A 13,932-nucleotide genomic window follows, 5' to 3' on the forward strand; every position below is an offset into this window, starting at 1 on the left:
GTACGACAAAAATCTGCCGCCCGTGGCGGGGCGAGGGTCAGCGCACGGCCGGACGGACCGCCGGAACGCCCACGGCGCGCTCATGGACCTTGACGTGCAGGCGGGGGCGGAGGCCGACGTGGATGCGGCCGCCCGCCCGGCGCAACTGCAGCACGCCCAGCGTCACCGTGGCGATCAGGGACACCAGGCCGCCCACCCACATGCCCGACCGCGGGCCGAACTGCTCCGCGCACCAGCCGATGACCAGGGAGCCGATCGGGGTACTGCCGAGAAACACCAGCACGTAGAGCGCCATCACGCGGCCGCGGAAGGCGGCGTCCGTGCCCAGCTGCACACGCTGGTTGGCGGCCTGAGCGAAGTAGATCATGAAGAAGCCGGTCGGGAGGAGCAGGATCACCGCCGTCGCGAAGTTGGGGGCGAAGCCGACCAGGGTTTCGAAACCGGCGAAGAGGATGGCCGCGGCCAGGACGCGATACACCGACGGGCGCGCCCGGCGCCTCGAGCTGGCCAGCGCGCCGGCCAGGGCGCCGATCGCCATCGCGGTGGTGAGCAGGCCGAAGTACTTCGCGTCGACCCTGAACTCGACCCTGGCCAGCACGGCGAGGGTCAGCTGGAAGTTGAAGCCGAACAGGCCCACCACGAGCACGAGCAGGATGGCAAGGCTCAGATCGGGGCGGTGCCAGACGTACCGCAGCCCGTCGATCGTGCGCGCCTCGCTCGCGGCGACGGCGTCGCGCTCCACGCGGTACAACTCCGTGGTGCTCATGCGGGCCAGCGAGAGCAGCGGGGCCGTGCACAGCACCGCGGTGAGCAGGAAGATCGGGCCGGTGCGGTCGTGCAGGACGGCGATGATCAAGCCGGCGACGGCGGGGCCGACGATGCGGGCGGCGTTGAACGTGGCCGACGACAGCGACAGGGCGTTGGGCAGCAGGTCCTTGTTGACGAGCTCGGAGACGAAGGCCTGGCGGACCGGGGTCTCGATCGCGCTGACGACGCCGAACAGGGCGGCCGTGACGAACACCCACCCCAGGGTCACGACACCGGTGACGACGAACACGCCGAGCAGGGTGGCCACGACGGCCGAGCCGGCGTTGGCGAACAGCAGGAGGCGGCGCTTGTCGAAGCGGTCGGCGAGCTGCCCGCCGTACAAGGTCAGGAGGAGAACCGGGGTGAACTGCAGCGCCGTCACGACGCCGAGGGCAGTGGCCGAGTCCTTCGACAGCTGCAGAACGAGCCAGTCCTGCGCGGTGAACAGCATCCAGGTGCCGAGGAGCTTGACGAGCTGGCCGATGGTGAACAGACGGTAGTTACGAACTTGCAATGAGCCGAACGTGCTTGTGATCATGCGCTGCGTCCGATCCTCCCTAATATCTCGGCGGCCTTGGCGAGCACCTCGCGCTCCTCCGGCGTGAGGGCCATGAGCCGCTTGGCGAGCCACTCGTCGCGGCTGCGCCGGTGCTCGGCGACGACGGCGCGGCCCGGCTCACTGGCGGCGAGGATGACCTGCCGGCCGTCGGTCGGGTGCGGCGAGCGCTGGACGAGGCCGCGCTCCTCCAGCTTCGCGACGATCTTGGTGAGGGTCGGCGGCTGTACCCGCTCGATCTCCGCCAGCTCGCGCGGTGTCAGCGCGCCGCCGAGCTCCAGGCTGGTCAGCGCGGACAGCTGCGTCATCGTCAGGTCACCCATGGGGCGGGCCTGACGCAGGCGGCGGTTGAGCCGGGTGATGCTGTCCCGCAGCGCGGCCGCGAGCTGGGTGGCGGCGGTTTTCGGGACGCGTACCATCACACTCGTTAGCTTATCTAATAAGCCTGGCTAACGACCTGTGCCGTCGATCACCGGCGCGCCTGCGGCGGGCGGACGTGGGCGGGTACCGTGATCAGCGTGACCACGCCCAAGCCGCTCGACCCGCCGATGGTGCCGTTCGCCATCGCGGGCATCGCGCTGTGGATCGTCGCCGCGCTGATCATGCTGCCGTTCCGCGACGAACTGGCGGCGCACGGGCACGGCAACTGGTTCGGCATCGCGATCGCCGGGGCGCTGTGGGGCATTCCCGGGCTGCTCACGATGGTCGTGCACGACCGGAACCGGCGGCGCCGGCGGGCCCGGGCCGCGGCGGCCGTGTCTGATTCGTTCAAGACGGACTCGCCCGCCGCCTCCTAGCGTGGGGCGCATGGGACTTCGACTCAACGTCATCGAAATCGTCGTCGCGGACATGGGCCGCTCGCTCGCCTTCTACCGCCGGCTGGGGCTGGACGTCCCGGCGGAGGAGGACAAGAGCCCGCACGTGGAGTTCGTGCTCGACGGGGGCATGAAGCTCGCCTGGGACACCATCGAGACCGTGCGCTCGTTCGACCCCGAATGGGCGCCGCCGGCGGGCAGCAGCCGCATGGGGCTCGCGTTCGAGTGCGGTTCGCCGGCCGAGGTGGATCGGGTGCACAGTGAGCTGGTCGCGGCCGGCTACGAGAGCCACAAGGAGCCGTGGGACGCGTTCTGGGGGATGCGGTACGCGGTGATCCACGATCCGGACGGCAACGGCATCGACCTGTACGCGACGCTGTCCTAACCTCGCAGCAGCTCCCCCAGCGGCACCCCGGCCAGCGCCCTGACCTCGCGCGAGAGGTGGGCCTGGTCGGCATAGCCGGCGCTCGCCGCCACCGCTCCGAACGCGACACCGCGGCGCGCCAGGTCGAGGGCCTCGTTGAGCCGGACGATGCGGGCGAGGGTCTTGAGGCCGTACCCGAACAGGTGCAGGCCCCGGCGGTGCAGCTGGCGCTCGCTGAACCCCACCTCGCGCGCGATGCCGGCCACCGGGCGGCCGGCGCGCAGGCAGGCCAGCAGGTGCGACACCAGCGGGTCGGGGGCATCGCCGGCCCGGCCCAGGGCCGACTCGAGCACGGCGGCCCGGTCCGGCGCCACGTCGAGCTGTTCGGTCAGGCGGCGGGCTCGTTGCGGGCCCCAGAGGTCGCCGAGCGGCACGCGGAGGTCACGCAGGTCGCTGGCGGGTGCGCCGAGGATCGCCGGACCCGAGCCCGGCGCGAACCGGATCGCCGTGACCCGCCGGCCGACGGGGCTCGATGTCAGGTGGGCGGTCGTGTCCGGACCGGCGACGAACAGCTCGCCGTCGCAGTGGATGACGTCCATGCAGCCGTCGGGAAGGACACGGATCTCACCCGCCTCCCGTACGCCCCAGCGCCATACGATCGCGCCGGGTATCCGCGAGGGTCGCTCTCGGTAACCGAGCTCAGCCGTGTCCATACGGTTCGGCCGGCTCGTCGCCGTCGACCGACCCCGGGGCGCGGCTCACGGCGACCGCCTCGACCTCGCTGTCGTCGAAGACCGTCGGGAGCTCGTCGACCGCCTGGACCTGCTCGACTAGGACCTCGGAGTGCGCGCCACAGCCGTGGTCGACGGAGACGACCTGGGCGTCGTCCGGCGCGTACTCATTGCCGCACACCCCGAACGCCTGGCGCAGCGAGCCCGCGAGCTGCAGGTAGAAGCCGCAGGAGCCGCAGCGGGCCGCGGACGGGGCGGCGACCGAGATGGGCGCGTTGGGGCCACGGTCACCGTCATACCAGCGCTGGGCCGCGTCGAGGCGCCCGTCGCGGGACAGCACGCGGGTCCGGCCGAGGCCGAGCTCCCAGTTGGCCTCCTCGACGGCCGGGTCGTCGGACTGCACGTAGCCAGGTGCCAGGCGCGGGTCGTCCGGCGGGGTCGGCAGCAGGTCGCCGACGCCGAGGTCGCCCGGCTGCAGGCGTTCCTGCCAGGGCACCCACTCGGGAGCGCGCAGCGCGTCGGGGCCGGGAAGCAGCGTCGACTCGCAGATCGTGACCTGCTTGCTGCGCGGGATGCGGGTCACGGTGACGGCCCAGCGCCAGCCGCGGTAGCCGGGCAGGCCGCACTCGAAGAAGTGCGTGACGAGCCGCTCACCCTCTGCGACAACGCCCAAATGGGCACCGATGTGGTCAGGGTCGACGACGTCGAGCCCCTTCAACGCGACCTCGACCGCGTCGGCCAGAACCTGGTCGAGCTTGGCGGCGCGGCCGCTTCCACGTGTGGGTGCAGTCGAGGCAGTCACAGCTCCATTCTTCCTCATCGCCACGCCCGCCGAGCACTGCGGCCCCGGCGTGCCCCGAAACTGTCGTACCCATGGTTCAGGATGGTGGCATGTCCGTGATTCGAGGAGTGGCGCAGACCGTGGTCACCACCGTGCGCGCGGCACGGGTCGCCACGGTGGGCACGACCAGGGCGGGCCGGTTCCTCGGGCGCAACCTGCTGCGCGTCCGCGAGCGCGGGGCCGGCGGCGAGGCCGGCATGCTGCGCCTGCTCGACCTGCACGCGGCGTCCTGTGCGGGGGACACCCTGGTCGCGCTCGGTCTCGCGGGCACGATCTTCTTCTCGGTCCCGGCCGGTGAGGCGCGGGGCCGCGTGGCGCTCTACCTGATCATCACGATGCTGCCGTTCGCGCTGCTCGCGCCGGTGGTCGGGCCGGTGCTCGACCGGTTCCGGCACGGCCGCCGATATGCGCTCGCCGTCACCATGCTCGGCCGCGCGTTCCTGGCCTTTCTGCTCTCCGAGCACCTCACGGGCTGGGCGCTCTATCCGGCCGCGTTCGGCATGCTCGTGCTGTCGCGGGCCTATGGCGTGGCCCGCAGCGCCGCCGTGCCGCGGGTGCTGCCGCCGGGCCTGGGGCTGTCGGAGGCGGGCGCGCGCGCCTCGGTCTTCGGCACGTTCGCGGGCGCGATCGTGCTCCCGATCGGGCTGCTGGCCGGGCAGTTCGGGGCGCAGTGGCCGCTTCGAGTGTCGATCCTGGTTTTCCTCTACGGCATGGTCACCGCCCTTCGCCTGCCTCCCCGCGCCGACTCGGACCCGCCCGAGACGGTGCCCCGCATCCTCAACCCGCTGGCCCGCCGCGGAGCCAAGGTCCTCAGCGGCAAGGTCGTGATCGCGGCGCTGGTGGGCAGCGCCACGCTGCGGGCGCTCTACGGGTTCCTGACGCTGTATCTCGCCTTCGCCATCAAGGCGGGCACGCTCCCGGTCAAGCTGGTCACCTGGCAGCTGTCCCAGCAGGCCGCGGTCGTCGTGGTCGCGGGCGCGCTGGGCGTGGGCTCATTCCTCGCCACGGCGATCGGCACCCGCCTGCGCATCCACCGGCCCACCATGCTGCAGGCGATCGGCATCGTGCTCACCGCGCTCGTGGCCATGATCGCGGCGCAGCGCGGCTCGCTCGCCACGGTCGCGCTGCTGTGCCTGTTCACCGCGGTCGCCAGCGGCCTGGCCAAGCTCGCCGTGGACGCCTCGATCCAGGAGCGCATCGACGAGAACGTGCGCGCGAGCGCCTTCGCCCACTCCGAGACGCTGTTGATGATCGCGTGGGTGCTCGGCGGGGCCGTCGGGCTCATTCCGTTCGGCGGGTCGTGGGGGCTGCTGGTGGCCGCGGCCTTCATGACGCTGGGCGCGGTGCGGGCGCTGTATTCGGCGCTGGCCCTGCGCAAGGAGCGGCTGCGGGGGGCACCGCCGGATGTCGCGGACCCCGATGCGACCGCCGAGGCGACCACCGTGGCCAATCCCGGGCCCGCACCGACCGTGCCGACCGCCCGGATGCCGGCCGCGGAGGCGACCACGGTGCCGCGGCCGGCCTCCGGGGCCGACGACGGGCAGCGGCGCCGGTTCGGGTGGGGACGGCAACGATCCGAGCCCGGGGCCGCGCCCGCTGCGGCGCCCGCGCCCGCTCCCACGGCGGCACCGGCCGAGACGCGGAAGATGCCGGCCGTGGACGTCGAGGACGGGACCACGCCGCTGGCTCCGCCGGGATACACGCTGTATCGGCCGTCGGGGACGGATCCGACAACGCGGCTGGAGGGCGAGTAGAGGATGCGGCCGTTTCTGGGATACACGCGGGCGCTCATCGTGACCGCGGTCGAGGTCGAGCGGGCCAATGTGCTGGCCGGGCTCGGGCTCGGCGAGCAGGCGCCCGACGCGCTCGAGGCGGGCGCGCCCGTGGTCGTGACGGCGTGCGGGGTCGGGCCGGCCGCGGCGGGGGCGGTCACGGCGCAGTTCATGAGCATGGCGGCGCAGGACGGGGCGCCGTTCGACGTGGTGCTGTCGGCCGGGATCGCGGGCGGGTTCGCCGGGCGGGTCGAGATCGGCGGGCTGGTCGTCGCCACCGAGTCGATCGCCGCCGACCTCGGGGCCGACGGGCCCGACGGTTTTCAGAGTGTCGACGAGCTGGGATTCGGGTCGTCGCGGATCGACGGGGACGCGAGGCTGCTGCGGACGCTCCGGCTGGCGCTGCCCGAGGCCGTCGGCGGCCCGGTGCTGACCGTCTCGACCGCGACCGGGACGGCGCACTCGAAGGAGTTGGTGCAGAAGCGGCATCCGGACGCGGTGGCGGAGGCCATGGAGGGGTTCGGGGTCGCCACTGCGGCGCGGTTGTGGCCGGCCGCGGCCTTCGGGGAGATACGCACGATCTCCAACGCCGTGGGGCCGCGGGACCGGGCGGCCTGGCGCATCCCGCAGGCCCTCTCGACGTTGAAGGGGGCGTTCGCGGCGCTGAGCAGCCGCTGACCGACCCGCACGGTCGAGTCCTCGGCCGGGGCTCGGCCCGGGGACGTCGACGATCTGGAAGGGGCCCGGTCGCTCGAACTCGGCCTGGGCCGTCTCCCGTTCGAGCCCTGACCCGCCGCTTGCACTCCGGTCGACCCTCAGCCCCGCTCGGACTGGGCCTGGGGCCGTCTCGTGGTTGAGCCCTGGCCGAATCCCTGGGCCGCGCTTGGCCGGGTCGGCACATGCTCGGCCGCTTTCTGGCCAGTCCTGCGGCGGCCGGCAACCCTGACAGGTGGGTGGGGCGGGAGAGTCATAAGGGTCACACCAGGGGTTTCGTTACTCGGGGTGCGGGGTCCGCTTAGAGGTCTAGATTCGGGCTTGTGACGCTTTCGCTCGCTTTTTCGCCGTGTCCGAATGACACGTTCGTCTTCCACGCGCTCACACACGGGCTGGTTGCCGGGGCACCCGACTTCGACGTGACCTTCGCCGACGTCGACGTCACCAACACCGCGGCGCTGAACGGGGCGTTCGACCTCGTCAAGGTCAGTTACGCGGCGCTGCCCTGGCTGCTGGACAAGTACACGCTGCTGCCCTGCGGCGGGGCGCTCGGGCGCGGGTGCGGGCCGCTCGTGCTCGTCAAGGATCAGTCAATCACCTCCCTGGCCGGCAAGAGCGTGGCCGTGCCGGGGGATCGGACCACCGCGTATCTGCTGATGCGGCTCTGGTCGGCCGGAGACCCGCCGGCCAGCATCGACGTGGTGCCGTTCGCGGAGATCATGCCGGCCGTGGCGGCGGGGCGGTTCGACGCGGGGCTGGTGATCCACGAGGCGCGGTTCACGTTCCAGCGATACGGGCTGCACGCGCTCGCCGACCTCGGGCAGTGGTGGGAGAACGACACCGGGCTGCCGATCCCGCTCGGGGCGATCATCGCGCACCGGGATCGGGTCGACCCCGAGCAGGCGACCGCCTGGATCAAGGAGTCGGTGCGGCTGGCGTGGGAGAACCCGCGGGCCAGCCGGGAGTTCGTGCTCGAGCACGCCCAGGAGATGGAGCCGACGGTCGTCGACCAGCACATCGCGCTGTACGTCAACGAGTTCACGGCCTCGCTCGGGCCCGACGGGCACGCGGCGGTCGACGCGCTGCTCAACCGGGCCGCGGCGGAGGGCCTCGTCCCGGCGACCCCGCTCGTGGGCGCCTGACGACAGCCGAATTTGTCCGGCCGGCTGGGGCAGCAGGCGACAAATCGCCCGACAGGTGCAATATCGCGATAAGGGCGAAGGGCGAACCTCGCCGGGACCGGCGCCACAACTCTCGGCCAATCGGCGGTCGCTCTTGACCCGGATGGAGAATCACACCGCCCAGACGTCCGGAAGGGCCCGTCCACCGACGGGCCCTTCCGGACGGCAAAGCACAGGGCGGAACTACACCTCCAGCTCGCGGGCCACCAGGTGGACGGCCTCGGCGACGGTGCGGGCGGTCTTGCGGTCCGGGAAGCGGCCGCGCTGGAGGTCGGGCTGGACCTTCGCCTCCAGGACCTTGATCATGTCCTCGATCAGGCCGTGCAGTTCCTCCGGCGGGCGACGGCTCGCCACCGCCCGGGCCTCCGTGACCGACGGCGGCGCGTCCAGCAGTTTGACCTGCAGGGCCTGGCTGCCCTTGCGGCTCTCGACCACCCCGAACTCGACCCGCTGACCGGTTTTCAGCTCACCCACGCCGGACGGCAGGGCCGCCTTGTGCACGAAGACGTCTCCACCGTCGTCGCTGGTGAGGAATCCGAAACCCTTCTCCTGGTCGTACCACTTCACTCGACCCGTCGGCACGCTGTCCTGCTCCCCAGTGTCGGACCGTCCCGGCGGCCGCGTCGGCGGGCACCCGGGATTGCACAACAAGGCTAGTCACCCGAAACGGCCCGGCCAACCGAGATCATGCCTTGGAGAAACCCCGGAAACGGGCGCAGATCGGGGAAAACCGCCGTCGCGCCGGCGGCCCGCAGCTCCTCGGCCGAGCACGGACCCGAGCAGACACCTACGCCGGGGACTCCGGCCAGGACTGCGGCCTGCATGTCGGCGACGTGGTCGCCCACGTAGAGCGTGGCGCCGATGTCGCGCAGAACCTGCGCCTTTCCGTCGTGGAAGACATCTCCGAAGACGTGGTCGACCGGAATGCCCAGATGCGCCAGGTGCAGCTCGGCGAGGCGACCCAGCTTCGAGGTGATGACGGCGATCCGGGCAGGCACCAGGCGTACGGCTGCCAAGGCTTCCAACGCTCCTGGGAGGGCCACCGAGGGCGCTATGGCGCAGTCCGGGTAGAGCGCCCGATAGATCCGGACCGCCTCCTCGATCTGGTCAGCGGGGAACCATTCCGACATCTCGCGGCGAAGTGGCGGTCCCAGGCGAGTGACGGCGAGGTCGGCGTCGACGTGGACGCCCGTACGCGCAGTGAGCGCTCGCCACGTTGCGGCGATGCCGGGCCTGGTGTCGAGCAGCGTCATGTCAAGGTCAAAGCCAATGACAACCGGTTGTTGAGACACATTTAAGGATGCCCAGGTCACAGTAGGTACGCCATCGAAATACCCGTCCGCTTGCTATTGACGTGGTGAGATCTTGACCACTATCGTCGCCAATACTTTTAGGAAAGTTTCCTAAGAGACCATCCAGGAGACGCGATGAAACGATCCGTCCGCAACGGCCTCATCGTCGCCGCCGCGCTGGCGGTGGCCGGTGCCGTCGTGCCGATTGTCACCACCACCGCCAACGCCGCCGGCAACCTCAGCGCCACCTTCACGGTCGATCAGGACTGGGGAACGGGCTGGGGTGCCACCTACAAGATCACCAATGGCACCGCGAGCACGATCAACGGGTGGACGCTCGAGTTCGACCTGCCCGCGGGCGGCTCGATCACCAGCTTCTGGGACGCCGACGTGACCCACACCGGCCAGCACTACGTGGCCAAGAACAAGTCGTGGTCCCCGACGCTCGCGGCCGGCGCCAGCTTCAGCTGGGGCATGAACGGGGCCGGCGCCAAGCCGCCGACCAACTGCAAGATCAACGGCGTGAGCTGCAGCGGCGGCACGCCGACCACGGCGCCGCCGACCACCACCAAGCCGCCGACCACGCCGCCGGTGACCAACTCGCCGACGACGAAGCCGCCGACGACTCCCCCGCCGACCACCAGCACGCCGCCGGCGACCGGCAACAAGAAGGTCGTCGCGTACTTCACCGACTGGGGCATCTACGGCCGCAACTACCAGGTGAAGAACATCGAGACGAGCGGCTCGGCCGCCAAGCTGACCCACATCATGTACGCGTTCGGCAACACCTCGGGCGGCCAGTGCTCGATCGGTGACAGCTTCGCCGACTACGACAAGGCGTTCACCGCCGCCGAGTCCGTCGACGGCGTGGCCGACACCTGGGACCAGCCGCTGAAGGGCAACTTCAACCAGCTCAAGAAGCTCAAGGCGAAGCACCCGGGCCTGAAGGTCATCTGGTCCTTCGGCGGCTGGAGCTGGTCGGCCGGCTTCACGCAGGCCGCCGCCAACCCGACCGCGTTCGCGAACTCCTGCTACAACCTGGTCAACGACCCGCGCTGGGCCGGTGTCTTCGACGGCATCGACATCGACTGGGAGTACCCGAACGCCTGTGGCCTGCAGTGCGACGCAAGCGGCCCCAACTCGTTCAAGAGCCTGATCTCCGCGGTCCGTGCCAAGTTCGGCTCCAGCGCCCTGGTCACCGCGGCCATCACGGCTGACGGCTCCAACGGCGGCAAGATCGACCTGGCCGACTACGCCGGCGCCGTCCAGTACCTCGACTTCATCGACGTGATGACGTACGACTACTTCGGCGCCTTCAGCGCGCAGGGCCCGACCGCGCCGCACTCGCCGCTGACCTGCTACTCGGGCATCCCGACCGCGGGCTTCTGCTCCGACGCGGCGCTCCAGAAGCTCAAGAGCAAGGGCATCCCGGCCAGCAAGCTGCTGCTCGGCATCGGCTTCTACGGCCGCGGCTGGACGGGCGTCACCCAGGCCGGGCCCGGCGGCACCGCGACCGGTGCGGCCCCCGGCACCTACGAGGCGGGCATCGAGGACTACAAGGTCCTGAAGAACAGCTGCCCCTCGACCGGCACCGTCGGCGGCACCGCCTACGCCAAGTGCGGCAACAACTGGTGGAGCTACGACACGCCGGCCACGATCGGCAGCAAGATGGCGTACGCCAAGCAGCAGAGCCTCGGCGGCGCGTTCGTCTGGGAGCTCTCCGGCGACACGTCCAACGGCGAGCTGATGTCCGCCGTGAGCGGTGGCCTGAAGTAAGTCTGCGTTCAACAATCGAGGGCGGGCCCGCCGGGCCCGCCCTCTTTTGTCGTAGCGGCCGGTTAGCGTATGAGGCGAGATGACGACTTCGCTGGCCGACCATTTGCGCGCCCTGCCCGACGAGGACCTGGTGGCGCTCATCCGCCTGCGCCCGGACCTGGTCATTCCCCCGCCCGCGGACTTCTCGGCCCTGGCGCACCGGGCGCAGTCCCGCGTCGCGGTCGCCCGCGCGCTCGACGGGCTCGACCAGTTCACGCTGGAGATCCTCGACGCCCTGCGATACACGCGCGTGGGCCACAGCTCGTCGGTCGAGGCGGTGCTGGCGCTCACGGTCCAGTCGGGGGTGGAGGCCGCGCGCGTGCGTGCGGCGATCGACCGGCTGCGGGCCTGCGCGGTGGTGTACGGCGCGGATGCGGCCCTGCGGATCGTCGGCGCCGTCGACGAGGTCTGCTCGCCCTTTCCGGCCGGCCTCGGCCGTCCCGCCGAGGAGCTCGACCCGCTGGCCGGCGCCCTGGTCGCCGACGCCGCCGGGCTGCGCCGCACACTGCTGGCCGCCCCACCGGCCGCCCGGGCGGTCCTCGACCGGCTCGCCGCCGGCCCGCCGGTCGGCACGGTCGCCGCGGCCGGCCTCCAGGCGGAGTCCGACTCGCCGGTGCGCTGGCTGGTCGACCGCCATCTCCTGGTCGCCGTCGGGCGCGACGCCGTGGAGCTGCCCGTCGAGGTGTCGCTGGTGCTGCGGCGCGAGGCCGGGCCGCTGGGGCAGCTGCACCCCGACCCGCCGCGGATCGAGACCCCGCGGCGCGAGCCGGCCCAGATCGACCGCGCCGGCGCCGGGCAGGTGCTGGAGCTGGTCCGCAACGCCGAGGCGCTGATCGAGGCCATCGGGCAGGAGCCGCCGGCCGTACTGCGCTCCGGCGGCCTCGGCATCCGCGAGCTGCGCAGGTTCGCCAAGACCGTCGGCGTGGAGGAGCAGCAGGCGGCGGTCCTCGCCGAGATCGTCACGGCTGCCGGGCTGGTCGGCGAGGAGATCGTCGACAACAAGCGCGTCGAGAGCGTGTTCCTGCCCACCGTGGCCTACGACGCCTGGCGGGCGTTCGGCATCGCGGCCCGCTGGCACCGGCTCGCGCTCGCCTGGCTGACCATGACCCGCGCCCCGGCGCTCGTCGGCCAGCGCGACGACCGCGACCGCCCGATCAACGCGCTCGCCCCGGAGCTGTCCCGCCCGGGCGCGCCCGCGCAGCGCCGCGCCGCGCTGCAGGTGCTCGCCGACCTGGAGCCGGGGCAGACCGCGCCGCCGGCGGCCGTGGTGGATACGCTGGCCTGGCGCGCGCCCCGGCGCAACTCGCGCGGCGCGTCGGCCGGCATCGAGGCGGGCCTGGCCGAGGCCGCGTTCGTGGGGCTGACCGGGTTCGACGGGCTGACGGCGTACGGCCGGCTGCTGCTCGCCGAGCTCGCCTCGGACGCGATCGACCCGGAGGACCCGCTCGGGATCGCCTCGCCCGAGGGGCACGCGCCGGGCGGGGCGGCCGCGCTGCTGGACAAGCTGCTGCCGGCCCCCGTCGACCACGTGCTGCTGCAGGCCGACCTCTCCGTGATCGTCCCCGGGCCGCCGGAGCCGACGCTGGCCGGGGAGCTGGAGCTGCTCGGGCAGCAGGAGTCCGCGAGTGTGTATCGCATCACCACCGACACCGTCCGGCGCAGCCTCGACGCCGGCTACTCCGCCGGCGACCTGCACGCCCTGCTCGGCCGGCGCTCGCGCACGCCGGTGCCGCAGACGCTGACGTATCTCATCGACGACGTCGCCCGCCGCCACGGCGGGATGCGCATCGGCTCGGCGAATTCGTACGTGCGAAGCGACGACGAGTCCGTCATCGCCGAGGTCCTGGCGGACCGGCGCCTGCAGTCGCTCGGCCTGCGCCGCCTGGCGCCGACCGTGCTGGCCTGCCGCCACACCCCGGCCCGGCTGCTGGAGGCGCTGCGTGAGGCCGGATATCCGCCCGTGCAGGAGGACTCGACCGGCGCCGCGGTGCTGACCCGGCCGAAGGCCCGCCGCGGCTCGCCCCGCCCGACGTGGGCCGCGCGCGTGGTGGAGGACCCGACCTCCAGCGTCCGGCTGTCCGCGCCCCGGCTGGCCGGGGTCATCGACCAGATCCGGCGGGGCGACGCGGCGGCCCGGGCCGCCCGGCGCGCGCCGGTGACCGTGCGGGCCAACGGGCCGTCCGGCTCGGCGGCGTCGCACACCGAGGCGCTGGAGGTGCTGCAGCAGGCGCTGCGGGACAAGACGCGGGTGTGGGTGGGTTACGTCGACGCCCACGGCGCCACCGCCTCGCGCCTGGTCCGGCCGGTGTCGATGGGCTCGGGTTATCTGCGCGCCGAGGACGAGCGGACGGAGATGCTGCACACCTTCGCCCTGCACCGCATCACGGGCGCCGTGCCAGAATCCGAGAGCTGACCAACCGACGAGAGCTGACTAACCGTCGGTGCGGGCCATGCCGATGACGGAGACGATCAGCAGGACGACGGCCAGGCTGCCGACGGTCTCGCCGATCGCGTCGGTCAGCGGGCTCTTGAGCACCAGCCACGAGACGAAGAACCAGGTCAGCGCGGCAGTGACGACAACGGCGACGCCGAGCTTGGCCAGCGGCGAAAGGACCTCCGGCTCTTCGACGCGGTTGAGTTCGGTCATCGGCGCCGCCGTCCTCGAGCTCGCCGCGGCCCACGGCTCTTCCCGCTTCGGATCGAGCCGATGACCGAAGCGACGAGCATGACGACGAGTATCGCGCCGACCGACTCGCTCACCGCGGTCTCGGCATCGGTGTGCGCGATGCGGTGGGAGAGCAGGAACCAGCCGACCGCCACCGCGAGGGCGGCGGCACCCCCGAACGTCAAGGTCACCCTCGGACGCATACATCGATGGTAGGTCGGGGTTTTCCGCTCCGGATCAGGTGATTCACCGGATATTCACCAGGAGCCGGATCGGACGACGCGTCCGCCCCCGAACTGATTCGACCGCCCGGGGCGCCCGGGCGGCCATCGAACGCGCGTCCGGCTCCGCGACGACGGCCGCGAAGCCGTCAATCCCT

Annotated in this window: 15 protein-coding genes; 7 read left to right on the forward strand and 8 right to left on the reverse strand. The window is 72.0% G+C overall.

Annotated features, from left to right (window positions below; translation table 11 throughout):
• Positions 1 to 37 precede the first annotated feature (37 nt).
• A complete protein-coding gene (locus ACQPY0_RS55490) occupies positions 38 to 1,345 on the reverse strand; it encodes an MFS transporter (RefSeq protein ID WP_432980857.1) in 1,308 nt (435 codons plus the stop codon).
• Positions 1,342 to 1,782, reverse strand: coding sequence for a MarR family winged helix-turn-helix transcriptional regulator (locus ACQPY0_RS55495; protein WP_432995829.1), 441 nt, complete (start codon positions 1,780 to 1,782; stop codon positions 1,342 to 1,344). Before ACQPY0_RS55495 ends, ACQPY0_RS55490 begins: the two co-directional genes overlap by 4 nt.
• 129 nt (positions 1,783 to 1,911) lie before the next feature.
• On the opposite strand from ACQPY0_RS55495, the gene ACQPY0_RS55500 reads away from it, so the two are divergent.
• Both ACQPY0_RS55500 and ACQPY0_RS55505 read left to right on the forward strand, forming a co-directional pair.
• Positions 1,912 to 2,160, forward strand: a complete 249-nt coding sequence (locus tag ACQPY0_RS55500) for a DUF2530 domain-containing protein (protein ID WP_432995831.1) — start codon at positions 1,912 to 1,914, stop codon at positions 2,158 to 2,160.
• A 10-nt stretch (positions 2,161 to 2,170) separates the two neighbouring features.
• Entirely contained in the window at positions 2,171 to 2,563 is a 393-nt protein-coding gene (locus ACQPY0_RS55505) for a VOC family protein (protein ID WP_432980860.1), read from the forward strand.
• Here ACQPY0_RS55505 and ACQPY0_RS55510 read toward each other — a convergent pair.
• Both ACQPY0_RS55510 and ACQPY0_RS55515 read right to left on the reverse strand, forming a co-directional pair.
• Entirely contained in the window at positions 2,560 to 3,141 is a 582-nt protein-coding gene (locus ACQPY0_RS55510) for a helix-turn-helix domain-containing protein (protein WP_432980863.1), read from the reverse strand. The two genes, ACQPY0_RS55505 and ACQPY0_RS55510, sit on opposite strands and share 4 nt — an antisense overlap.
• A 100-nt stretch (positions 3,142 to 3,241) precedes the next feature.
• Positions 3,242 to 4,093, reverse strand: coding sequence for a DUF3027 domain-containing protein (locus ACQPY0_RS55515; protein WP_432980866.1), 852 nt, complete (start codon positions 4,091 to 4,093; stop codon positions 3,242 to 3,244).
• A gap of 71 nt (positions 4,094 to 4,164) precedes the next feature.
• Between ACQPY0_RS55515 and ACQPY0_RS55520 the strand changes: the two genes are divergently transcribed.
• The 3 genes from ACQPY0_RS55520 to ACQPY0_RS55530 all read left to right on the forward strand — a co-directional run bounded on the left by ACQPY0_RS55520 (position 4,165) and on the right by ACQPY0_RS55530 (position 7,742).
• Positions 4,165 to 5,868 carry an MFS transporter gene (locus tag ACQPY0_RS55520; RefSeq protein WP_432980869.1) on the forward strand — a complete coding sequence of 568 codons (1,704 nt, stop codon included), beginning with the start codon at positions 4,165 to 4,167 and terminating at the stop codon, positions 5,866 to 5,868.
• Positions 5,869 to 5,871: 3 nt separating this feature from the next.
• Positions 5,872 to 6,564 (forward strand): futalosine hydrolase, encoded by a 693-nt coding sequence (locus ACQPY0_RS55525; RefSeq protein ID WP_432980872.1) that lies wholly within the window; start codon positions 5,872 to 5,874, stop codon positions 6,562 to 6,564.
• 359 nt (positions 6,565 to 6,923) lie between these two features.
• Complete coding sequence (locus ACQPY0_RS55530; protein WP_432980875.1) at positions 6,924 to 7,742, forward strand: 1,4-dihydroxy-6-naphthoate synthase; 819 nt, start codon at positions 6,924 to 6,926, stop codon at positions 7,740 to 7,742.
• A 222-nt stretch (positions 7,743 to 7,964) separates the two neighbouring features.
• Here ACQPY0_RS55530 and ACQPY0_RS55535 read toward each other — a convergent pair whose 3' ends face one another.
• Together ACQPY0_RS55535 and ACQPY0_RS55540 are read right to left on the reverse strand one after the other, a co-directional pair.
• Positions 7,965 to 8,363 (reverse strand): cold-shock protein, encoded by a 399-nt coding sequence (locus ACQPY0_RS55535; protein ID WP_432980878.1) that lies wholly within the window; start codon positions 8,361 to 8,363, stop codon positions 7,965 to 7,967.
• Positions 8,364 to 8,434: 71 nt separating this feature from the next.
• Positions 8,435 to 9,034, reverse strand: coding sequence for an HAD family hydrolase (locus ACQPY0_RS55540; RefSeq protein WP_432980881.1), 600 nt, complete (start codon positions 9,032 to 9,034; stop codon positions 8,435 to 8,437).
• Between the two features lie 174 nt (positions 9,035 to 9,208).
• Here ACQPY0_RS55540 and ACQPY0_RS55545 point away from each other — a divergent pair, with 174 nt between their 5' ends.
• Both ACQPY0_RS55545 and ACQPY0_RS55550 read left to right on the forward strand, forming a co-directional pair.
• Complete coding sequence (locus ACQPY0_RS55545) at positions 9,209 to 10,849, forward strand: glycosyl hydrolase family 18 protein (protein WP_432980884.1); 1,641 nt, start codon at positions 9,209 to 9,211, stop codon at positions 10,847 to 10,849.
• Between the two features lie 79 nt (positions 10,850 to 10,928).
• Positions 10,929 to 13,301 carry a helicase-associated domain-containing protein gene (locus ACQPY0_RS55550; RefSeq protein WP_432980887.1) on the forward strand — a complete coding sequence of 791 codons (2,373 nt, stop codon included), beginning with the start codon at positions 10,929 to 10,931 and terminating at the stop codon, positions 13,299 to 13,301.
• An 18-nt stretch (positions 13,302 to 13,319) separates the two neighbouring features.
• Here the strand turns inward: ACQPY0_RS55550 and ACQPY0_RS55555 are convergent, their stop codons facing one another.
• Together ACQPY0_RS55555 and ACQPY0_RS55560 are read right to left on the reverse strand one after the other, a co-directional pair.
• On the reverse strand, positions 13,320 to 13,535 hold the full coding sequence (locus ACQPY0_RS55555; protein WP_432980890.1) for a hypothetical protein: 216 nt from the start codon (positions 13,533 to 13,535) through the stop codon (positions 13,320 to 13,322).
• Positions 13,532 to 13,756, reverse strand: a complete 225-nt coding sequence (locus tag ACQPY0_RS55560) for a hypothetical protein (protein WP_432980893.1) — start codon at positions 13,754 to 13,756, stop codon at positions 13,532 to 13,534. The genes ACQPY0_RS55555 and ACQPY0_RS55560 overlap by 4 nt, the downstream gene beginning before the upstream one ends.
• Positions 13,757 to 13,932: the final 176 nt, after the last annotated feature.

Origin of the sequence: Dactylosporangium sp. CA-233914 (assembly GCF_050942935.1) — a bacterium.
Lineage (GTDB): Bacteria > Actinomycetota > Actinomycetes > Mycobacteriales > Micromonosporaceae > Dactylosporangium.